We start from the raw sequence: 21,778 nt of genomic DNA on the forward strand, positions 1-21,778 counted from the left end.
AGCTTCTTAATCAATAGCAACATAGCTAACGGCACCAGGCCCGGCACCGCACGCCCGTACCGGGCCTAGAAGCTCTCCCACTCGCCATCGTCTGCCGTTGCTGCCTTTTGCGGCTGGGGCGCTGCTGCGCTTTTCGCGGGGCTCAGGACCGGCGGCTTGCTCCCCGCCGACATCGCCGGGCGCTTGAGCGCAGGCGACGGTGCCTTGAGCGGGGCCGCAGCCTTGATCGCAGCCCTGGCAGGCGCGGACTTGAGCGCCGCAGGCGCCAGGGCTGGCGTGGCTTGCAGACCGGACTGGGCGCCGAGCTTGAAGAAGCTCACCGTCTCGGCCAGCGCGGCGGCCTGACTGCGCAGCGCGTCGGTCGCGGCTGCGGCCTCTTCCACCAGGGCGGCGTTCTGCTGGGTCATCTGATCCATCTGTGTCACGGCCTGGGTGACCTGCTCGATGCCCGAGGTCTGCTGGTGGCTGGCCACCGAGATCTCGCCCATGATGTCGGTGACGCGGCGCACGCTCATCACGATCTCATCCATGGTCCTGCCGGCCTCGTCGACCTGGGTGCTGCCTTCCTGCACCTTGCTCACGGAGTCGTCGATCAGCTGCTTGATCTGCTTGGCCGCCTCGGCCGAGCGCTGGGCCAGGGTGCGCACTTCGGAGGCCACCACGGCAAAGCCACGGCCCTGGTCACCCGCACGGGCCGCTTCCACCGCCGCGTTCAGCGCCAGGATATTGGTCTGGAAGGCGATGGAGTCGATCACGCCGATGATGTCCACGATCTTGCGCGAGGACTCGTTGATGGCCGACATGGTCTGCACCACCTGGGCCACGGTGGCACCGCCGCGCACGGCCACCTGCGATGCGGCAGACGCCATCTGATTGGCCTGCTGGGCATTGCCGGCGTTCTGCTGCACGGTGGCGGTCAGCTCTTCCATCGAGGCCGCCGTCTGCTCCAGCGAGCTGGCCTGCTCTTCGGTGCGCGAGGACAGATCCTGGTTGCCGCTGGCAATCTGGCTGCTGGCCGAGGCAATCGAGTCCGTGCCCTGGCGCACCTGACCCACGATACGCTGCAGGCTGGTGTTCATGTCCTTGAGCGCCTGCAGCAGCTGGCCCACTTCATCGCGGCTTTGCACAGTGATGCTGGCGCTCAGATCGCCCGCAGCCACGGACTGGGCCAGCTGAACGGCCGACTGCAAAGGACGCGAGATGGAGCGTGCGATCAGCACCGCCAGCGCCACGCCGATGACGATGGAGCCCAGCAGCAGCGCCATCACCCACCAGCGGGCAGCTGCATACAGGTCATCGCCGGCCTGATTGGTTTCCTCGGTCGCCTGATGGTTGATCTCGCTGAGAGCATCCAGACGTGTATTGATGCCGCGGCTGATCTTGAGCGACTCGCCGCGCAAGATTTCACTGGCCTCATCGTTGAGCAGCTGATGCGACAGATCCACCACCTTGGCCGTCTGCACGGCATAGGCCTTGAGCTCCTCGCCGATTTCGGCCAGCAGGGCTCGCTCCTTGTCGGTTCTCACGTACTTGGCATACGACTGCTGGTTCTGGACCAGCTCGTCCCAGAGCTTGGGCATGCTCTTGTCATAGACCGCCATTTCCTCGGACGACTGCGCCATCACATGCTGCATGGTCTGCGAGCGATAGCGCTGAAGCTGATAACGCATGTCCTGCAGATTGCGGGCCGCCGGCAGCCACTGGCGCGCCAGATCGGTGGCCGTGGCATTGACACGCTCCATCTGGACCAGGCCGTACAGGCCCGATACCGCACTGATCAGCAGGATCAGCACAAAAGACACCAGCAGCTTGTTGGCCAGCTTGAGGTTGCGAAAGAAGTTCATGGGGGAATTGGGCGCCTGGGCGACCTGCAAGGTCTGGCACCTGCGAGATGGGGAATAGGGGAAACTGCCTGAAAAGCGCGTACACACTGCGCGTGCCTGCGAATTCTATTCAGTATTTGTTACTTCGAGTAACGGCATCCATGAATAAAACCGATGGTGGTATCAGGGGCATAGCGGGGCTCAAAAAGACACCCCGATGAAGCACTCAAAAACCCTGTCGAAGGCCATTGCATCCTTACAGCCGTCCGGCATGAGAAAATCAGCCCTTATTTATCAGCAAGAACAACGGATTCACCATGGAAGCAGAACGCGTCAACTCTATCGGCAACACCCTCCAAGATCTGGCCGAGCGCACGGCAGATCTCCGGAGGTATCTTTGACTACGATGCCAAGTACGAACGCCTGCGCACGGTAAACGCCTCGCTGGAAGACCCTGCCGTCTGGAACGACCCCAAGAAGGCACAGGAACTGGGCAAGGAAAAGAAGTCGCTCGACTCCGTCGTGCTGACCCTGGAGAAGCTCACCACCGAGCTGGCCGACAATTCCGAGCTGTTCGAGATGAGCAAGGAAGAAGGCGATGATGCCGGCCTTGAAACCATCGAAGCCGAAACCGCCAAGCTCAAGCCGCTGATCGAGGAGCTCGAGTTCCGCCGCATGTTCGGCGGCGAAGCCGATCCGCTCAACTGCTTCATCGACATCCAGGCCGGCGCCGGCGGCACCGAAGCCTGCGACTGGGCCAGCATGCTGCTGCGCCAGTACCTGAAGTACGCCGAACGCAAGGGCTTCAAGGCCACGGTCGAAGAAGAGACTCCGGGCGACGTAGCCGGCATCAAGAGTGCCACCATCAAGGTCGAAGGCGAGTATGCCTACGGCCTGCTGCGCACCGAAACCGGCGTGCACCGTCTGGTGCGCAAGTCGCCCTTCGACAGCTCGGGCGGCCGTCACACCAGCTTTTCCTCGCTGTTCGTCTACCCCGAGATCGATGACTCCATCGAGATCAACATCAATCCGTCGGATGTGCGCACCGACACCTACCGCGCCTCGGGCGCCGGCGGTCAGCACATCAACAAGACCGACTCGGCCGTGCGCCTGACCCACATCCCCACGGGCATCGTGGTGCAGTGCCAGGATGGCCGCTCGCAGCATAGCAACCGTGACGTGGCATGGCAGCGCCTGCGCTCCAGGCTGTACGACTTCGAGATGCGCAAGCGCATGGAAGAGCAGCAAAAGCTCGAGGACACCAAGACCGATGTGGGCTGGGGTCACCAGATCCGCTCCTATGTGCTGGACAACAGCCGCATCAAGGACTTGCGCACCAACGTTGAAGTCTCGGCCACCCAGAAGGTGCTGGACGGCGACCTGGATGTGTTTATCGAAGCCTCGCTCAAGCAAGGCCTCTGATCCTAGAAAGGAATCGATATGCTGCAACTGCGTGACGGGCAAGCCCCGGCCACCGCGATTTACCGTGCCGACTACGAGGCCCCGGCCTGGTGGATCGACACGGTGGACCTGACTTTTGACCTGGACCCGGCCAAGACGCGCGTGCTCAGCAAGATGCGTGTACGCCGCAACCCCGAGGTGCCGGCACAGGCGCTGCGCCTGGACGGCGACGAGCTGAATCTGGCGCGGGTGATGGTCAACGGCGGTGGTACCTCCTTCAAGATGGATGGCGACCAGCTGGTGCTGGAGAACCTGCCCGAGGGCAACGAGCCCGTGGAGCTGGAGATCTTCACCACCTGCGCCCCCATCAAGAACACCAAGCTCATGGGCTTGTATGTGAGCGAGGACACGTTCTTCACGCAGTGCGAGGCAGAAGGTTTCCGCCGCATCACCTACTTCCTGGACCGCCCCGACGTGATGGCCATGTACACCGTCACGCTGCGCGCCAGCAAGGCCCAGTACCCGGTGCTGCTGTCCAACGGCAATCTGGTGGAGTCCGGCGACCTGGAGGACGGTCGCCACTTTGCCAAGTGGGTCGATCCGCATAAAAAGCCCAGCTATCTGTTTGCGCTGGTGGCCGGCAATCTGGTGGCCCGCGAGCAGAAGATCAAGAGCCGTGCCGGCCGCGATCACCTGCTGCAGGTCTATGTACGCCCCGGCGACCTCGAAAAGACCGAGCACGCCATGAACTCCCTCATGCACTCCGTGGCCTGGGACGAGGCGCGCTTTGGCCTGAGCCTGGATCTGGACCGCTTCATGATCGTCGCCACCAGCGACTTCAACATGGGCGCCATGGAGAACAAGGGCCTGAACATCTTCAACACCAAGTATGTTCTGGCCAGCCAGGCCACGGCCACCGACACCGATTACGCCAATATCGAATCCGTCGTCGGTCACGAATACTTCCATAACTGGACCGGTGACCGCGTCACCTGCCGCGACTGGTTCCAGCTGAGCCTCAAGGAAGGCCTGACGGTGTTCCGCGACCAGGAGTTCAGCATGGACATGGCGGGCACGGCCTCGGCACGCGCCGTCAAGCGCATTGACGATGTACGCGTGCTGCGCACCGTGCAGTTCCCCGAGGATGCCGGCCCCATGGCCCACCCCGTGCGCCCCGACAGCTATATCGAGATCAACAACTTCTACACGGTCACGATCTACGAAAAAGGTGCGGAAGTCGTGCGCATGCAGCACAACCTGGTCGGCCGCGAAGGCTTTGCCAGGGGCATGAAGCTGTACTTCGAGCGCCATGACGGCCAGGCCGTGACCTGCGACGACTTCTCGCAGGCCATCGCCGACGCCAACCCCGACTCTCCCCTGGCCCAGCATCTGCAGCAGTTCCGCCGCTGGTACAGCCAGGCCGGCACGCCTGTGCTCAAGGCCGTGGGCCAGTACGATGCCGCAGCCCGGACCTATACGCTGACGCTGTCGCAAAGCTGCGCGCCCACCGTGGGTCAGGCCGAGAAACTGCCTTTCGTCATTCCCGTGCAAATGGGTCTGCTCACCGCCAGCGGTCAACCCATAGCCCTGCAATTGCCAGGCGAAGATGCAGCCCAGGCAGTCGCCAGCCGCATGCTGGTGCTGACCGAAGCCGAACAGCGCTTTGTCTTCAGCAATGTGAGCGAAGCCCCCGTGCCCTCGCTACTGCGCAGCTTCAGCGCCCCCGTGGTGCTGGAACATGAATTCAGCGATGCCGATCTGCTGACCCTGCTGGCCCATGACAGCGACCCGTTCAACCAATGGGAAGCCAGCCAGCGCCTGGGCCTGCGCTATGCCCTCAAGGCCATCGCGGCCAGCGGCGACGCCAGTGCCGAGATCCTGCCTGAAGCCTTTATCGAAGCCATGCGCCGCGTGCTGCGCGACGACAAGCTGGACGCGGCGTTCAAGGACCTGGTGCTCACGCTGCCGTCCGAGAGCTATATCGCCGAGCAACTGGCCGAAGTCGATCCCCAGCGCGTGCATGCCGTGCGCGAAGCCATGATCTTGCAGCTCGCGAGTGCCCTGCAGCCCGAGTGGGAAACCACCTGGGAGGCCAACCGCGACACCGGTGCCTACCGCCCCGACCATGTCAACGCCGGCCGCCGTGCGCTGGCGGGCCGCGCCCTGTCCATGCTGTGCCTGCAGGCGGCCCGCACCGGCGACACGGTCTGGCCCGGCAAGGCCTACCAGCGCTGCAAGGATGCCGGCAATATGACGGACCGCATGGCGGCCCTCTCCGCCCTAGTCTATAGTGCCAGCCCGCTGGCCGAGCAGGCGCTGCAGCGCTTTCACGCGCTGTTCAAGCAGGACGCACTGGTGCTGGACAAATGGTTTGCGCTGCAAGGTGCAGCCAGCGATCGCGGCGGCGATGTGCTTCCCGCCGTCAAGGCGCTGATGAAGCATGCCGACTTCCAGATCAAGAACCCCAACCGCGCACGCAGCCTGATCTTCAGCTACTGCAACAATGCCGGCGCCTTCCACCGCGCCGATGCGGCGGGCTATGTGTTCTGGGCCGATCGCGTGATCGAGATCGACGGCCTCAACCCCCAGGTGGCCTCCCGCCTGGCCCGGGTGATGGACCGCTGGAAGAAGCTGGCCGAGCCTTACCGCTCTGCGGCCCGCGAAGCCATCGCCCGTGTGACTGCCAAGCCCGATCTGTCCAACGACGTGCGCGAGGTCATCACCCGCGCTCTGGCGGACTGATGGGTCTGAACATGCTTGCTCGACACGCGGCTCGGGGCATGAAGGCCCTTGCCGTCGCTGCGGCGAGCATGTCGCTGAGCACTCAGGCAGCAAAGCCTGATGCGGGATTCGAAGCCCGTTTTGCCCCCCTCTATGCCACTGTCTTCAGCGAAGGCGGCAGCTTCAGCGGGCGAGCCATGAGTGCCGATCTGCAGGCGCTGGAGCCGCTGTTGAAAAAGCCGGGGTTCGCTGCACGCGATATCTTCCGGCTCTACTACACACAGGCCAGCGTCTATGCGCGCCGCGGCATGCCCAAAGAGGCAGCCGAAGCAGCGCAGACGGCACTGACGGCTTTGTCCGGCACTCAGGACCCTGAACTGTCATACGCTCATTTTTTCCTGCGCTACTCAAGCATCCGCTGGCTGGCAGATGCCGGGCATCACGCAGCGGCGCTCAAGCAGGTCAAAGCCTTTCAGGCTCAATACCCGCTGCCGCAGATTGCCGGGCTGCCCGCCGAAATGCGCTGGGACGAGAGCGTGAGGCCTGCACGGGCTCTGGATTTTCCGAGCCAGATGCAGATTCTCGGCGTCTATGAGGACGAAGGCTATCTGCTGCATGAACTGGGGCGATTTCGCGCGGCCAGGCAAGCCAACGAGCGACTGCTTCCTGTCGCACGTGAACGCCTCAAAGCCATGGGCAAGCTGCAGCAAATACGCGGTGTACTCACCAATATTGCGCAAAATTGCTATGAGCTGGGCGATCTGAAGCAGGCTGCCACCTATCTTCAGGAGCGTCTGCAGATTGCGCAGGCGGCGCAAGACCATGCCACCGTCTACGACAGCTATTTCCAGCTCATGGTCCTTGCCCATGAGCAAAAGCAAGAACCGCAGGCCCGCCAGTGGCTGGCCCGCTATGAACAATACGCGCTGAACCAGAAAGACAGCAAGCAGCAAACCCGCGTCAAGGAGTTGCTGGCGGAACTGGAGCAGCGCACTGCGGGGCATCGTCCATGACAGCAGATGCCCTGCCCTGTTTTCTGTCCATTTCAGATTTGCATCGAATATCAAGGAGTTGAAGCATGAAGAAAAACATCAGCCTGACCCGCTATCTGGTCGAGCAACAACGTGTGGACGGGCTCATCCCCGGCCAGTTGCGCCTGCTGCTGGAAGTGGTGGCCCGCGCCTGCAAGCGCATCAGCTTTGCCGTGAACAAAGGTGAGCTCGGCGACGTCATGGGTACGGCCGGCAGCGAAAACGTGCAGGGCGAAGTGCAGAAAAAGCTGGACATCATCGCCAACGAGACCCTGATCGAAGCCAATGAATGGGGCGGTCACCTGGCCGCAATGGCATCGGAGGAAATGGAAGGCATCTATGTGGTGCCCAACCGCTACCCTCAGGGCGAATACCTGCTGATGTTCGACCCCCTGGACGGCTCGTCCAATATCGACATCAACATGTCCATCGGCACCATCTTCAGCGTGCTCAAGAAGCCTGAAGGCCACCCTGGCGTGCACGACAGCGACTTCATGCAGCCCGGCACCCAGCAGGTGGCTGCCGGCTACTGCATCTACGGTCCCCAGACCACCCTGGTGCTGACCGTGGGCGACGGTGTCTCCATGTTCACGCTGGACCGCGAGCAAGGTTCGTTCGTGCTCATCGAGGAAAACGTCAAGATCCCCGAAGACACCAAGGAATTCGCCATCAACATGTCCAATATGCGCCACTGGGATGCCCCTGTGAAGCGCTACGTGGACGAATGCCTGGCTGGTGCAGACGGCCCACGCGGCAAGAATTTCAACATGCGCTGGGTTGCTGCCATGGTGGCCGACGTCCACCGCATTCTGTGCCGCGGCGGCATCTTCATGTACCCCTGGGACAAGCGCGAGCCGCAAAAGGCCGGCAAGCTGCGCCTGATGTACGAAGCCAATCCCATGAGCTGGCTTGTCGAGCAGGCCGGTGGCATGGCTACCAACGGCCGCCAGCGCATCCTGGACATCCAGCCAACGCAGTTGCACGAGCGCGTGAGCGTCGTCCTCGGCTCCAAGAACGAAGTGGAACGCGTGACCAGCTACCACCTCGAAGCCGATGAAAAAGCGCTATAATTTATAGCTTATCGCCGGTGTAGCTCAGTCGGTAGAGCAGCTCATTCGTAATGAGAAGGTCGCGTGTTCGATTCATGTCTCCGGCACCAGAATAAAAGCCCCAGGTTCGCAAGAGCCTGGGGCTTTTTCTTTTGCAGCTACTCGGTTTCATCACGATTTGCGCATAAAAGAACAATGCTTTATAATCTGCCGATTGCTGCATGGCACTTGCCCCGCGCAGTATCTCTCAGGCAGTTCTCACGTTGCCCACGCTTGACTCCATACAGTCATAGCACTCCATGGCAAGAAGCTTAAGCCACCCGCAAGCGGCTGGCTTATTTGATCCCGGCTCATCAGAGCTGGATTCCTTCATTTTTCATTGGTCGGCATGCCCTGCCCTGGGTTTGTGCCGCCCGTTGACTCGATATGCACACAGAACAAATCACAGAGCGTGTCGGCAACTACATTGTGACTGCCCTCACCCAAATGACTCACTCCGGCAAGGTTGCTGCAGCGGTTTCCATCCGACGCGGAACCTATGACCGGATTTTCAGGTTTATCCGCCAGTTCGACACCCCGGATATGGCCAGCAAATATGCCCTCGCCGAGGGGCGCAGCATGGTGCTGGACAACCAGTTGAACTGACCTCTTTGTAGAAAGGAAATATTTTGGCCAAAGAAGAATTGATTGAAATGCAAGGCAGAGTGGACGAGGTTTTGCCGGACGCCCGTTTTCGTGTGACGCTGGACAACGGCCACCAGCTGATTGCCTACTCCGGCGGCAAGATGCGCAAGCACCGTATTCGCGTGCTGGCAGGCGACAAGGTAACGCTGGAGATGTCTCCCTATGATCTGAACAAGGGTCGCCTGACCTTCCGTCATATCGAGCGCTCCAACAACAGCAACCCTACGCCGCAGCAGCGCCGCCACTAAGCCTCGGCCGCTACGGCCACCAGTTCTGACATGCTTGTGTCAGCTGCAGGATCACGGGGCTGCGCAAGCACCCGGCCTGCAGCTCAATTGCAAGCTCTGCCTGCTCCAGATGCAGATCGCAGCGGTCAGCTCTGGCTCTTCAATGCTCGCACTGCCTTCAGCGCGTATCGATATGGATCGCGGAGGCACTCTCACGCCATTTGCTTGAGATTCCCACAGCCTGCACATCCAGCCTGGCCAGTCTGGAATCAGATATGCACAAAGTCCGCCACCAGTCATCGGTGGCGTTGCTATCGCCGGCCTCATCCCAGCTCCTGCCCCTCGCTGCAAGTGTTGAAATTCCTTGTAGATCTGCGACCTTCCAGCGCGTAGCACTGGCGTCGATGCAGGTCATAACCATCAGAGCCAGCATCAACAAGCATCTACATGATGCCCTGTCGTGAATCATGCGATAGGCCAACCTGCCTGCCTTCGCGGGCACCGGTGTTCAGGCCGGATTTGAAGTGACGGCTCGCGCCCTCAGATTGCTTGAAGGCCGTCTAAGGATCCGAGAGATCAGCTCCGACAGCTCAGCACTCGGCACGATTGCGCCCAGCCGCCTTGGCCCGATACAGGGCTTGATCGGCCGCTTCAACCAGATCCAGCGGACTCGCCAGTCCATGCCTACCCTGCATGCTTGCCGCTCCTATGCTCACAGTGACATGGCCGAATTGGCTGGACTCATGGGCAATGTCGAGTCTCCGTATGCACTTCAGCAACTCCTCGGCAACGCGCATGGCGCCCTCCAGCGCGGTATTGGGAAGAATGATGGCAAGTTCCTCCCCGCCGTAACGTGCTGCCAGATCCCCCGAACGCTTGGCCGACAGCTCCAGCTGCCGCGACACCGCTTTCAGGCATTCGTCACCGGCGACATGACCATAGCGGTCATTGAAGCCCTTGAAATGATCCAGATCGATGAGCAAAAGCGAGAGCATCGTCCCGTCACGCGCGGCACGCCGGACCTCCAGTTGCAGTACCTCGTCGAAGCGTCGCCGGTTCGCCAGCCCTGTCAATGAATCCTGCGTGGCCAGCCGCTCCAGTTCGAGGTTGGCATCCAGTAACTTCTCACGCACTGCCATCAAGGATGTCTCTGCCTGCGCACGCTGTCGGATGAGCAGGATCAGACGCCAGCCTATCAGTGTGACAACTGCCAGCAGACCTAGCACCACACCTGCCGTCAGCAGCGCCTGACTTCGCCAGGCTTGCAGTGCCTCATACCGCCCCCGGGCCACCACCGTGAAAACGGGATAACGATCATTGCTCCTGAAGGCATATAGCCTTTCCGTTCCATCTATGCCGGACTCAAAGGACGCCGTGCCGGATTTCAGGTTTGAGTAATAGCGCAGAAAGTTAGGGGAGCGAGAGAAGTCACGCCCCAGATCCTGTTCACGAAATGGATAACGCACCAACAACTGTCCGCTGGTCGTTGCGAATCCGATAGACCCTTGCTCGCCGACATCGATCTTGCCGAACAAGTGCAGAAAGTTCTCTATCCCCAGCACGACAACGATGACCCCGGCAAAGTCACCCTTTTGGTTCTCAAATCGCCGGCTGATGGTAAGCACCCATTCACCCGTAGAGCGGCTGCGTATGGGCGCACCGATGAAGATCTCGTGCGACGGGTTATCGCGGTGGTATGAAAAAAAGCGACGGTCAGCGCTGTTGGTTCCCTCGAGAAATCCCCCTCTCGATGACATGAGCCATTTACCGCTCGCATCGAGGACGAGCAATTCATTGAGCTGGGAAAGCAGATGTTCCTGGCGACCGACCAGCTGCTGCATGCGCACAAGATGCTCAGGCGTGGTGCCCTGCACCTCCAGGCGCTCAAGCATGCCGAGCAGCAGCATGGAGCTCTGGGTGAAGACCCCCTCGGCATAGGTGTTCAGCGTCTGTGCAAGATTGCGATTGTTGGTATCAATCTCGCTCAGAGTGCGCTGATGTGCCGACCAGATTTGCCAGCTGGTGGCTACCAGTACAGAAACCCAGATTACCAACAACAGACTGGTCGCCAGCTGCGCATCGCGCTTGGCAGCCAGAACTTTGCACCCGCCATCACGACTGGTGACGCTGGTCTCCCTCTTCTTCTTTCGACACCACACCTCGACATTCCTCTCATCGTCAACCTGGCAAGAACGGCACTTTTGCATTGCCTGCAGCTTCCCTGCTCAGATTGGACAGGGTAGGGACGAATTTTCCACCATCTCGTGAAACGACACGGGACAGAGCCGCAGACGAGGCCGAACCTGAAGCTACGATTCAATCGCTGCCAACAGGGCCGCAGCGATCATTCCTGCTCAAGGAAACATGCGGCACAGCTCCCAGGGCTCCCAGGGCTGCCAGGGCTGCGGCAGCATCCGACAGACTGTGCCTGGAGCCCATCGACAGAAGACATTCAGCCTGCTTGGCTTGCCGATGGAAACGGCTGGCAGACGGATGATCCATCCAGTGAGCAGGACATGGGTCAATCCCCTATGGCGCCATCGATCCGGCGATAGACAGCGCCAGAGCCGAGCCATCTCTTGACCGCACGCGTCGGCCAAGGCGACCAACGCGACACCATCATGGAACAGTTGCCCGCAAAGCAGCCCAGCACGTCTCAGAATTGCAACCCTGCAGGTTCAAAGTCTCTTCAGGCGCAGGTGTGTTCCGGGAGAAAACCGGCGAACCGGCCCAGCCCAAAACGGTCTTGCGAGGCGCAGCCAATCCCGGCGCCGGTTTGCGAGATCAATGTCCGCCTCCTGAAGCCATGGCATTCGAGTAGCTGTGTCTACTACCACGGTCCAGATCAAAGCAGTTATCCATTGAAAAGCTATCTTTTAAATAGCTTGTTCCGCTTCAATTTACTTAATTTCAGATAGAAATCATGTCAAAGCTAATGTATTTCAAGCACAAGCCGCTCTCTTTTGCATAAGTACCAGCACCTCACGCACGTCCAGTGCACAGCCACAGCACAAATCTCGCTCATGAATTGATACAGTCTCTTCGGTGCATTGCGCTTATGCTCGCAGCGTTCTGAAACCGATGCGGCCATGGCTTGGGCCATGGACTGCCCCACCCACAATGAAGAAAATCCTTGCTCTTGTTTCCATCTGCCTGCCTGTGGTGCTGATTGCCACGCCACTGAGCAGCCAGGCACATGATCGTCATCACCATCACCACAAGCGCGAGCACAAGGAAGAGTACTGGGACGGCCACTGCAAAGTGGAGCGCAAGTGGAAGAGCAATGGCGAGTACAAGGAAAAGCGCAAGTGCAGAAACCGTCCAGATGCCTACTATGCGCCACAACCGGTTTATGTAGCCCCGCCCCAGCCGGTATATGTCGCGCCGCAGCCGCAAGGGCTGGTGATTGATTCACGCATCGTGCTCAGGCCCTGAGCCGCTATTCGCCCAGAAGGCCGACAGCCTCCGCTGCAATCAGATCCCAGACCAAATGCGCGACAGGCGATAGCTCACGCTGCTGCCGCTTGACCAGCATGATGCTGCGCTGCACCTTGGGCACCAGGGGACGGCTGACCAAAGCGGCACTGCCAGCTGCCGCAGTCGTAGCAGTCTGAGCTGCCCAGGCCGAGGGAATGGCGAGACGCGGCACCACGCTCAAACCCAGACCTTGCTGCACCATGCTGTAGATGGTGGCCGTATGTCCCACCTCCTGCACCACCGATGCAGCCGCGCCATGCGCCTGCAGTGCGGCATCGATCAGGCGTCGGCTGCCCGACGCATGATCGAGCAGCACCAACGATTCACCAGCCAGCTGTTCCCAGTGCACCTCTTTCTTGCGCGCCAGGCTATGCGAGGAAAGGCAGACCAGACAAAAAGGCTCGGTCAGGATGGTCTGTGCATGCAGGTCCTGTTTCTCGGATGGGTCGATCACCACCCCAAAATCCACCTCCCCGCTGCGCACGCTGAGCAGCACATCGCTTTGAATACGATCGAGCAGCTGGATATTGACGCCCGGTGACTGTTGTCTGCCACGCGCAATGCATTGCGGCAGCAGGTTGGCGGAAAGCGTGGGACTGCTGGCCACCTTCACGCGGCCCTTGCGCTGAGTCGCCAGGCCTTGCACTTCGAGCAGGCAGGCATCGAGATCCTCAAGCACGCGCGAGAGATTGCCCAGCAGCAGACGGCCTGCCTCGGTCAGCTCCACCTCACGCGTGGTGCGATGCAGCAGCAGCAAGCCCAAGGCCTGCTCCAGATCCGTCACATTGCGGCTGACAGCAGGCTGGGTCAATGCCAGGGCATCGGCAGCACGACTGAAACTGCTGCTTTGGGCCACTGCCACAAAGGCACGCAGTTGACGCAGACTAATATTCATATCAAAAAATTATAGGTCTATCGAATAAATCCATTTCTCTTTTAAATGGATTGCGTGTCCAATACGCAGCCATCGCGCACCGGTCCGGTGCTTTGCATGGATGGCTTCAGTTCAAGAATATGTCTCGCCCCCGCTTTGTCCCCGATAACTTCACACTGGCACTGATTGCCACCGTCATCTTCGCCAGCTTTCTGCCCGCCTCGGGCCAGGTCGCCAAATATGTGGAACTGACCACCACCGGCATCGTCAGCCTGCTGTTCTTTCTGCACGGAGCCAAGCTCTCGCGCCAGGCCATCCTGGCGGGCATAGGTCACTGGCGCCTGCATATCTGGATCTTCATCGCCACCTTTGTGCTGTTCCCCGTGCTGGGGCTGGCGCTGCGCCCAGTGCTTTCGCCCCTGGTCACCACCGAGATGTATATCGGCGTGCTGTTTCTCTGCACCCTGCCCGCCACGGTGCAATCGGCGATTGCCTTCACCTCCATGGCGCGCGGCAATGTGCCGGCCGCCGTGTGCAGCGCATCCGCCTCTACCCTGCTGGGCATTCTGGTCACGCCGATTCTGGTGAGCCTGATACTGCACAAAAATGCAGAGGGTGGCGATGCACTGCATGCCATTGGCAAGATTGCCATGACGCTGCTGCTGCCCTTTGTCATCGGTCATCTGATGCGCCCTGTGATCGGCGGCTTTTTGCAGCGTCGTGCCTCCATCATCAAGCTGGTGGACCAGGGCTCCATCCTGTTTGTGGTCTATGCCGCCTTCAGCGCGGCCGTCATCAGCGGCCTGTGGAAGCAGACACCCCTGCCCTCGCTGCTGGGCTTGATCGTGTTGTGCTGCATTTTGCTGGCCGTCGTGCTCCTCATCACCACCTGGGGTGCACGCCGCCTGGGCTTCAGCAAGGAGGACGAGATCACTCTCGTTTTCTGCGGCTCCAAGAAAAGCATGGTCAGTGGTATTCCCATGGCCAATGTGCTCTTTCCCGCCGCCTCCGTGGGTGCAATCGTGCTGCCGCTGATGCTGTTCCATCAGATCCAGCTCATGGTCTGCGCCGTACTGGCGCAGCGCTATGCCAAGCGTGTGCAGATCGCCGATCAGAGCGAAGTTCATTAAGAGCACAAGACCCATAAAAAGGGGCGCTTCATGCGCCCCTTGTTCTTTTCACGGAAGATCCATCATTTCAAGTAAGCAGCGTCAGCGCGTTTTGCTGACGCAGCAGCTTCGCAGCCTCCGTATTGACGACATCGGTCACCACCACTTGAATTCCAAGCCCGGTCGCAGTCTCGACGATGGCCTGCAGCAGATGCAAGGCACCAGGGCTTTGCGCAGCCTGCTCCGAGAATTCACCACCCAGTTTCACATAGCGCAGCGGCAAGGTGTGGAGCTTGGTCAGGCCCATGGGCTGCTGATCCAGACGGCGCAGTCCCACGCCGACACCGGCCAATGCCATGACCCGACAGAACTCGGCCACTTCCTCGGGATAAGCCGTCAGTCCATGCGCATCCAGCTCCAGACAGAGCAGGGACAGGCGATGCTCCCACTTCTGTGCACTCAGCTCTTCACGCAGCCGGCCCAGGAAGTCGGGCTGGGCCAGCGAGGGCAAGGAGATTCGAATGACCAGCTCGCAATCGTTCTGCTCAAGCCATGCAGCCCCGAGGGCCACCGCTCGCAAATCGAATTCTGCCGACAAGCCCAGGCGCACGGCGACCGGCAGGAACAGCGACCCCATCAAGGTCTCGCCGGAAGCAGTGCGCAGCGAGAGCGACGCTTCGCCGCGCTCCTGCATCCCGTTTCGGCCCTTGAATTGCAGTAGTTGAACGGACAGGGAAAGCGCATCCTGTGCCTCCAGGGCGGCAATCAGCATCTGACGCCACAAGGTTTCTCCGGCCAGATCGGAAACCACCTCATCATCGCCGTAGGCTACATATTCCACCTCGGCCTGGCCCGAACTCTCGGCTCGCATCAGACCGTAGTCCAGCCGCGCAAGCACACCTGTTACCGAGCTCGATGCCGAGTAATCGGTCAGGGCAAAGCTCCAGCGGCACCATTGGCCGCTGCTCAAGGTCACACGCATGGACAGCAGCACCTGTCGGATCTGCTGCACCAACGACATGGCCTGGGGCCCGGCCAGGGCCGGCATGAGAACCACAAAGTCCGAGCCATTGAGGCGCGCCAGTTGGGCCTTGCACTCGGCATGACTCTTCAACACCTGATTGACCTGTTCACCCATCGCAGCCAACCATGCATCGGCACTGGCCCGGGACATCTGCGCATTCAGAGCCAGCAGATCACGCTGCCTGAACAGCATCACATGGCCATGTGCCGCAACGCCATCAGTTTCACTGAGCGCGCGACGCAACTCATTGACAAAGTACTTGCGATTCGGCAGCTGAGTAACTGGATCAAGATTGACCTCCAGCTCCAGTGATTCGATACGCTCCATTTGCTCCTGCGCCGTAGCCTGCACCCGCTCTCGGGTGTCTGCAATGGCGCTGAGTACGGGCACCAGCTCGGCAACCGCGGCCTTGACGGGCTTCGCCGGTGCCTCACTTCCTGCCTGACGTCCAATCGCCTGAACCTGCGCCGAGATTTCCTGCTGCAAGACCTTGCGAAACCATCTGAACAACAAGACTACAAAGAAAGCCCAGGCCAGCCCGGCCAGCACCACCACACCCGTCAAGCGCACGCTGCTGCCCCACAGTGCCTGGCTCGCATAGCTGTCGTCCACAACCAGCGTCAGTTGCCCAACCTGCTTCCAGCCGTCGCTGATCACACGCTCTGCCTTTGGCGAACGCAGCGGCAGCACCTCCACAAACCACGGCGGAGCAGCACCGTCCTTGAGCTTGGCAGAACTATCGGTAATGCCGTTGTCGCGTCTGCGCTCGAACAAGGTCTCGCCCTGCGGGGACGCCAGGCGGAGCAGCTTGAACTGCCCGCCATCGAACAAGGCCATCATCAGCAGCTCCTGCGTGACCGGATCCTGGTTGGCCGGCTGCGACAGCGACAAGGCCAGCGAAGATGCGGCGTTCTCACTCTCGGACTGCAACTGCCCGTCCAGATACTGGCGTGCAGCACCAATGCTGAAAGCCAGGGTGCCGATCAGGATGGCCACGATGGCCACCGTCACGCTGATCAAAAGTTGTTTCAACAACGACATCTTGCTGCCTTATCTGTGTCGACCATTCAATAGGGCTTCGCTGCCTGCAGCGCGAAACATGGCATTCATGGCAAAAAACCCTCCTGTTTCATGCGCGCCAGCAGATCGCGCCAGCGCGTGATCCTGTCCACCGAAGCAGGCTGTGCACCCGCGACATATACACCCTGGGCATTGAAGCTGAACACAGGAGTCAAGTCCTTGCGCTGGCTGGCCGGCATGATGTTGTCCAGCAGGCTGTCGAGCACCAGCGGCTCGGCTGCAGGGGTCTCGTAATAGCCCAGCACCATATGCGCAATGCTCTGCGTACTACCCACGCCCCCCAAGCGGGCACGCACATAGATCAGGCGCAGTTTCTCTACCGCCACGCCTAGGCGCAGCAGCGAAAAATACTTGCCAATCACGTAATCCTCGCAGTCTCCAGCACCCCTACCCAGGGTTTCGAGAGGCGTTGCCCAATAGTCCGACTGGGACCAGAGGACGCTGTCCTCCGACTGCAGCACTGCGCGATTCCAGAACGTGTTGACGGCCGGCAACTGCTGCTGTAGCGACCTGTCTTTCTGGGCTTGCAGCATCGTCAGCCACTGACCCAGCCTATGGACACCTGCGGCGCCATAACGAGACTGCATGCTGCTCTGCAGCCGCTCGCCGTCGAAATCCAGCGCGACGGCTTCAAACCCGTTCTGCAGCGCCCAGGTTCCGAGAATCGCCGAGCCATACAAAAGCATGCCTCTGCGCGACAGACGCTGCATTTTTTCCACGGGCTGTGGAAACAAGAGGCTAGGCGAAGTACTCAATCGAGCTGTAAAAAGAGCAGGCGCGCAAGACATAAATTGCTTGAGACGCCTGTAAATATTGTGATGACCGCTATGAATCTTGAAAGGTCGACGAGAACACAGTCAAGATTCAATGCTCACAAATGTAACCAATCAAGCAAGCTCTTGGAACAACCTGCCGATCACAGCTGAGCGAAGAGGCAGAAGACTTGATATTTCAAGACTTCTACCTGACCTCGCTGGGGGCTGCTTATCAGCTGTGATCGATCTTGAGCTTGCCTTGATCGATCAGCTCCTTGATCAAGGCGTTCTGATCCGCCGTGGTGGTCAACGAGTGCCCAGCGGTGAGATCCACTCCCTTGAACGTGATCAGTTGATCGTAGTTGGAGCCTGTAGCACCCAATTTTCCGTCGGTGGAGACCTTGAGTACGGTATCTGCACCACTCTTGGAGAAGTTCAGGAACTGGGACAGATCCGAACTCTTCTCCTCCCCTTGGAGCAGATCATGCAGGTCCAGCACATCATTGCCGTTGACGTCGGAGCCGCCCTTACCAAAGTCGTTGATCACATCCTTGGCAGGAGCATCAGGGGCTCCCTGATCTCCCTTGAGCCAGACAAAGATATCGTCGCCCGCTCCCCCGATCAGAATATCGTCGCCCTTGCCACCAATCAACGTGTCGTTGCCGGTTCCGCCATACAGCTTGTCGTTGCCGTCATCGCCCCACAAGACATCGTTGCCGCCCTGACCATAGATGATGTCGTCGCCCTTGCCGCCGTGCAGTTCGTCATTGCCACCACGCGTGTCGCCCGCGACGTCGAACTGTCCCGGATTCTGCTTGATGAAGTCGTAGATCCGATCATTCGTCGGCGCGACCCCATCCAGTGCCGTGAGGTACTCCTTCAAGGAGTCGAGGCCGCCACCATTGTGGGATCCCGCGGGATGGCCCGCCCACGCCAGGTGGTCAGTATTGATCGCGTCCCCGAAGATGATGTCGTTGCCGTCGCCACCGTAGACGGTGTCGTGGCCGACTTCAGCCGGATTGCTCGTGCTGCTGCCTCCCTTAAGCGCGACCGCCAGGTCGTTGGCGGTGTTGACGATGTCAATCGCGCCTGTTTTGCCAGAGACTGTATCCCACCCGTTGGGGTTCCCCCAAAAGTTCCAGCTATTGGGCAAAGTGATTTGACCGTTGCCGGTGCTGTCTGTATTGTCGAAGAAGCGCAGGATGTTCGAGTCGATACCGGTTCCGATGCCGATACCATGCACCTTGCTTGCGTTGCTAAGCGATTTGAAGGCATCGACGGATTCCTTCATCGTGTCGTAATCAGTATCGTTACCAAGTCCGGACACCCACTTCTGATTGTTATTGCTGTAGTACTGCGTCGGGTTGCCGTCGGTCAGGAAGAACGTCAGGTTCTCGAACTTCACGCCACTCGGGTTCGCTTTGCCTTGGTCAGCAAACCATTTAACGGTAGCGTTGAACGCCGCCTCGTAGTTTGTGCCCGCGGTATCGCCGGTCGCAATCGTGAGTTTGTTGATCGCCTCGATCAACTTGTTCAGGTTGGCCTGCGTGAGGTTGTTGAACGTGATCGCGTCTTGGGCATGGGTCGCGAAGCCGATCAACGTTACGTTGACAACGCCGTCATGGTGCGCCAGATCGCCAGCAAGCTTGACCAGCGCGTCCTTCACCAGCTGCATGCGGTTGACACCGGAACCCGATTGGGCGGACATGCTACCCGAACGGTCCACCACCAGCGCAATGTTGTAGTTCGTGCCGGGGGTGACATTCGTGACGTAACCGCCGTTGTCCCCCAGGATGATGTCGTCGCCCGAGCCACCGTTCAGCGGCGGCTTGCCGCCGATGCCGCTGTTCTCATTGCCATTGGTCACCAGATGATCGGCGGAGATGACGAACTTGTGCTCGGCCGAGGTGTCGTTGCCGCCATTCGCCGTGCCGCCATTGTCCTTCACTTGGAAATTGAAGGAGCTGTCCTGCTTGTCGGCGCCCGGAGTGAACTTCAGCAGGCCTTGTTCGATGGCCGACTTTGGAATCTCCTGGCCGGCCGTCACCGGCTTGCCGTTATAGGTCATCGTGCCGCTGGTGGGCGGTTGGGTGATGATGACGCTTTGCAGGCTGTTGCCTTCGGCGCCATCGTCGAAGCGGAAATCATTCAGCGAGAAGACGTACTGGTTATCGCCAGCTTCCAGGTTCGCGGAGCCGTCCACGGTCGTGGGCGCGTCGTTGACACCATTGATAGTAATGGTGATGGTGCTGGTGGCCGAGCCGTCAGCGGATGCGACCGTGTAGGTCTCGACGATGCTCTCGCCCGCCTTCAGGAACTGGACGGCGGCGTTGTCGACGTTGTAGGTATAGGTGCCATCGGGCTTCATTACGATGACGCCCAGCGCTCCGCCCGCATGCGTGCTGCTGGTGAGCTTGAGGGTGGCTGTGTCGAAGGTCGACTGGCCCGCATCGGGGTCCGTGATCGTGACCGCACCCTTGACGGTGAGATTTCCGCCCGTGACGTTCACATCTTCAGTGACCGACTTCGCATCATTGGTCACGGTCGGCACGTCGTTGGTGCCATTGATCGTGATGGTGATGGTCGTGGTGCTGAAGTCACCATCTGAATCACGGATGGTATAGGAGAACACATCCGAGAGCTTGTCACCTTGCCCCAGTTCATTGACGCGCGGATCGCTGTTGTTCAGGGTGTAGGTATAGGTGCCATCGGCGTGGATGGTGATCTTGCCGTACACGCCGTTGACCTCGGTGTCGACGTTGCCTTCGATTGCCTTGTTCGGGTTGGCCGAACCCTTGGCCACGCCAACCACGGTGGTTACGTCTGCGCCCACGGCGTCTGCACCCGTACCGGTACCGGTGATGACGTTACCCGTGGCTTGCAAGGTCTTGTCTTCTGTCACGCTGGCCGTGTCCGGCTTTGCTTCGGGCGCGGTGTCGGTGATCTGGATGGTCAGGCTACCGCTGCTGCCGTGGCCGCTAGCATTCTTGGCGGTCACAGTGAAGTCGTCATGCACACTATCCTTGCCGTGAGAGTGATCCTGGGATTTTCCCTTCTCAGTATAGGTGTAGGTGAGCTTACCGGTAGCTTGATCGTAGCCTGTTATCTTCAGCGTGCCCTTGCCTGTGGTCAGGCTGATAGGGTTGGCGTTCGTCGCCTTCGTGACGTCCACGCCATTTACGTCAACGCTCATGATGCCCAACGCTGCGGAGATCTGCATCGATCCCGAAACGGTGTCCCCAGTGGCTTCCGCCACCTTATTCGTTGCGCTCGTAACGGCGGACTCCGCGGCGGAGGTCACGTTGAAATGCGTGTTCACCTTGTCGCCGTCACCATCGGTCCCGGTCACCCCAACCGTGAAGTCCATCGGGCCGGCGGGAACGCTTTCCGTATAGGAGCCGGTCGTGAGGAAGGACATCTTGACGCCGCTGCCCGCGGTGATATCAATACTATCAAATTGAGAGAACGAGGGACTACCCTGACTCAACATCTCCTTCGTGATGTGGATGGAGCCAGTCGTATTGTTCACGGGTATGGCGATGACCTTGGAAACGCCATCGCTCCATATCGTGACATTGAGCGTGCCGCTTCCCTTGACTTCTGCGACATTCAGCGTGAAATCCGAGAGAGCTTTCCTGAAGTCCATGCGGAAGCTTTCGCCCGCGTCGAAGGAGGGGTTTCCGATACCGAAAGAGTTTCCGTTGCCGAACGTGTTGGCGTTAAACACCTTCCCGCCGCCTGCGCTCAGCGTGGCATAACCGAGGTCATAGGTGGATTGGGGGTTGTTGCTGATCGAGGAAGCCAAGTCGATCGACGCGGTCGTCCCGGGCCGAGCCTCGTGCTGGGTGACGGTATAGCCCCCCTCCAGATTCAGGGTCACCGTGAAGATCTTGGTTCCGTTGGGCGAGAAAATGTCGACCGAAGACTTGTTGAGTTCGCTGGTCGTCCAACCTTGTGGCAGCTGACCGACAGACGATACGACCAGCGTAGCGCCCACGGCGTCGGCACCCGTATGGAATTCCAGAGTGCCGGTGGCGCTGGTGACGGCGTTCTCCATCACCGTATTGGTGACGGCGCCAAAATCCGGACTGTCATCCTCGATATTGATCGTGATGGTGCCGTTGCTGGTGGCGTGACCATCGCTGACCTGCACGCCGATGCCCAGCTGGAGCACGTCCTCGATGGAATTCTGCGGATGATCCACCTGGCCCGACAGGGTGACGGTGTAGGCGCCCGCGTCGGTCATCGTGACGGTGATGACGGAGTTTCCGTGGAAGTCCTTGCCGATCAGGGTGTGGCCATTGTTCGACAAGGTCCAGACGACAGGTTTCCCTTGCGAACTCAGGGCGTTGGCCGCCGGCTGCACCAGCTTGACGGTGTGGCTGTCGTTCACGTCCACATCGGCAATGGTCAGCTTGCCGGAGTAGGTAACGGCATCGGTCGTGTCCGTATTGCCCTGGTCGTCCTTCAGACCATGCGGCAACCCTTCTTCGGAAAGGTTGAGCGTGGCGCTGCTGATGGAG

At 60.0% G+C, this 21,778-nt stretch carries 14 protein-coding genes and 1 tRNA gene; 9 read left to right on the plus strand and 6 right to left on the minus strand.

Annotated elements, in window-relative coordinates; all coding sequences use genetic code 11:
- Window positions 1–65 precede the first annotated feature (65 nt).
- A complete protein-coding gene (locus tag Cth01_RS15070; RefSeq protein WP_034358533.1) occupies window positions 66–1,844 on the minus strand; it encodes a methyl-accepting chemotaxis protein in 1,779 nt (592 codons plus the stop codon).
- A gap of 296 nt (window positions 1,845–2,140) precedes the next feature.
- Here Cth01_RS15070 and prfB point away from each other — a divergent pair.
- The 7 genes from prfB (at window position 2,141) to infA (ending at window position 8,957) form a co-directional block, all read left to right on the plus strand.
- Window positions 2,141–3,245, plus strand: a protein-coding gene (prfB, locus tag Cth01_RS15075; protein ID WP_100086375.1) for a peptide chain release factor 2 whose coding sequence is annotated in 2 segments (ribosomal slippage) — window positions 2,141–2,221 and window positions 2,223–3,245 — 1,104 coding nt in all. Because the reading frame shifts where the segments join, the coding sequence is not laid out codon by codon here.
- A gap of 18 nt (window positions 3,246–3,263) precedes the next feature.
- Window positions 3,264–5,966, plus strand: coding sequence for an aminopeptidase N (gene pepN, locus Cth01_RS15080; protein ID WP_045839595.1), 2,703 nt, complete (start codon window positions 3,264–3,266; stop codon window positions 5,964–5,966).
- Window positions 5,966–6,958: a hypothetical protein gene (locus Cth01_RS15085; protein WP_045839596.1), complete on the plus strand. Its 993-nt coding sequence runs from the start codon at window positions 5,966–5,968 to the stop codon at window positions 6,956–6,958. The genes pepN and Cth01_RS15085 overlap by 1 nt, the downstream gene beginning before the upstream one ends.
- Window positions 6,959–7,023: 65 nt before the next feature.
- Entirely contained in the window at window positions 7,024–8,046 is a 1,023-nt protein-coding gene (locus Cth01_RS15090; RefSeq protein ID WP_003061245.1) for a class 1 fructose-bisphosphatase, read from the plus strand.
- A gap of 13 nt (window positions 8,047–8,059) precedes the next feature.
- Window positions 8,060–8,135 (plus strand) — tRNA-Thr (locus Cth01_RS15095).
- 316 nt (window positions 8,136–8,451) lie between these two features.
- Complete coding sequence (locus Cth01_RS15100; RefSeq protein WP_003053604.1) at window positions 8,452–8,670, plus strand: hypothetical protein; 219 nt, start codon at window positions 8,452–8,454, stop codon at window positions 8,668–8,670.
- Window positions 8,671–8,693: 23 nt separating this feature from the next.
- Entirely contained in the window at window positions 8,694–8,957 is a 264-nt protein-coding gene (infA, locus tag Cth01_RS15105) for a translation initiation factor IF-1 (RefSeq protein ID WP_045839597.1), read from the plus strand.
- Window positions 8,958–9,526: 569 nt separating this feature from the next.
- Here infA and Cth01_RS15110 read toward each other — a convergent pair.
- Window positions 9,527–11,095, minus strand: a complete 1,569-nt coding sequence (locus tag Cth01_RS15110) for a sensor domain-containing diguanylate cyclase (RefSeq protein WP_045839599.1) — start codon at window positions 11,093–11,095, stop codon at window positions 9,527–9,529.
- A gap of 961 nt (window positions 11,096–12,056) precedes the next feature.
- On the opposite strand from Cth01_RS15110, the gene Cth01_RS15115 reads away from it, so the two are divergent.
- Window positions 12,057–12,371, plus strand: coding sequence for a hypothetical protein (locus tag Cth01_RS15115; protein WP_034358567.1), 315 nt, complete (start codon window positions 12,057–12,059; stop codon window positions 12,369–12,371).
- Between the two features lie 4 nt (window positions 12,372–12,375).
- On the opposite strand, the gene Cth01_RS15120 is transcribed toward Cth01_RS15115, so the two are convergent.
- Window positions 12,376–13,308, minus strand: a complete 933-nt coding sequence (locus tag Cth01_RS15120; protein ID WP_012838964.1) for a LysR family transcriptional regulator — start codon at window positions 13,306–13,308, stop codon at window positions 12,376–12,378.
- 119 nt (window positions 13,309–13,427) lie between these two features.
- Between Cth01_RS15120 and Cth01_RS15125 the strand changes: the two genes are divergently transcribed.
- Window positions 13,428–14,417, plus strand: coding sequence for a bile acid:sodium symporter family protein (locus Cth01_RS15125; RefSeq protein WP_045839600.1), 990 nt, complete (start codon window positions 13,428–13,430; stop codon window positions 14,415–14,417).
- A gap of 67 nt (window positions 14,418–14,484) precedes the next feature.
- Here Cth01_RS15125 and Cth01_RS15130 read toward each other — a convergent pair whose 3' ends face one another.
- The 3 genes from Cth01_RS15130 to Cth01_RS15140 all read right to left on the minus strand — a co-directional run bounded on the left by Cth01_RS15130 (window position 14,485) and on the right by Cth01_RS15140 (window position 21,738).
- Entirely contained in the window at window positions 14,485–16,461 is a 1,977-nt protein-coding gene (locus tag Cth01_RS15130; protein ID WP_045839601.1) for a bifunctional diguanylate cyclase/phosphodiesterase, read from the minus strand.
- A gap of 65 nt (window positions 16,462–16,526) precedes the next feature.
- On the minus strand, window positions 16,527–17,210 hold the full coding sequence (locus tag Cth01_RS15135) for a transglutaminase-like cysteine peptidase (protein ID WP_045839602.1): 684 nt from the start codon (window positions 17,208–17,210) through the stop codon (window positions 16,527–16,529).
- 277 nt (window positions 17,211–17,487) lie between these two features.
- Entirely contained in the window at window positions 17,488–21,738 is a 4,251-nt protein-coding gene (locus Cth01_RS15140) for a VCBS domain-containing protein (RefSeq protein ID WP_217997467.1), read from the minus strand.
- Window positions 21,739–21,778 lie beyond the last annotated feature (40 nt).

The organism is Comamonas thiooxydans (assembly GCF_000964545.1).
GTDB lineage: Bacteria > Pseudomonadota > Gammaproteobacteria > Burkholderiales > Burkholderiaceae_C > Comamonas > Comamonas thiooxydans.

Bases quoted from the DNA above. Each gene is read 5' to 3' on its own strand.
- Cth01_RS15070 (WP_034358533.1), bottom strand. From the start codon at position 1,844: ATGAACTTCTTTCGCAACCTCAAGCTGGCCAACAAGCTGCTGGTGTCT.
- pepN (WP_045839595.1), top strand. From the start codon at position 3,264: ATGCTGCAACTGCGTGACGGGCAAGCCCCGGCCACCGCGATTTACCGT.
- Cth01_RS15085 (WP_045839596.1), top strand. From the start codon at position 5,966: ATGGGTCTGAACATGCTTGCTCGACACGCGGCTCGGGGCATGAAGGCC.
- Cth01_RS15090 (WP_003061245.1), top strand. From the start codon at position 7,024: ATGAAGAAAAACATCAGCCTGACCCGCTATCTGGTCGAGCAACAACGT.
- Cth01_RS15100 (WP_003053604.1), top strand. From the start codon at position 8,452: ATGCACACAGAACAAATCACAGAGCGTGTCGGCAACTACATTGTGACT.
- Cth01_RS15115 (WP_034358567.1), top strand. From the start codon at position 12,057: ATGAAGAAAATCCTTGCTCTTGTTTCCATCTGCCTGCCTGTGGTGCTG.
- Cth01_RS15120 (WP_012838964.1), bottom strand. From the start codon at position 13,308: ATGAATATTAGTCTGCGTCAACTGCGTGCCTTTGTGGCAGTGGCCCAA.
- Cth01_RS15125 (WP_045839600.1), top strand. From the start codon at position 13,428: ATGTCTCGCCCCCGCTTTGTCCCCGATAACTTCACACTGGCACTGATT.
- Cth01_RS15130 (WP_045839601.1), bottom strand. From the start codon at position 16,461: ATGTCGTTGTTGAAACAACTTTTGATCAGCGTGACGGTGGCCATCGTG.
- Cth01_RS15135 (WP_045839602.1), bottom strand. From the start codon at position 17,210: ATGCAGCGTCTGTCGCGCAGAGGCATGCTTTTGTATGGCTCGGCGATT.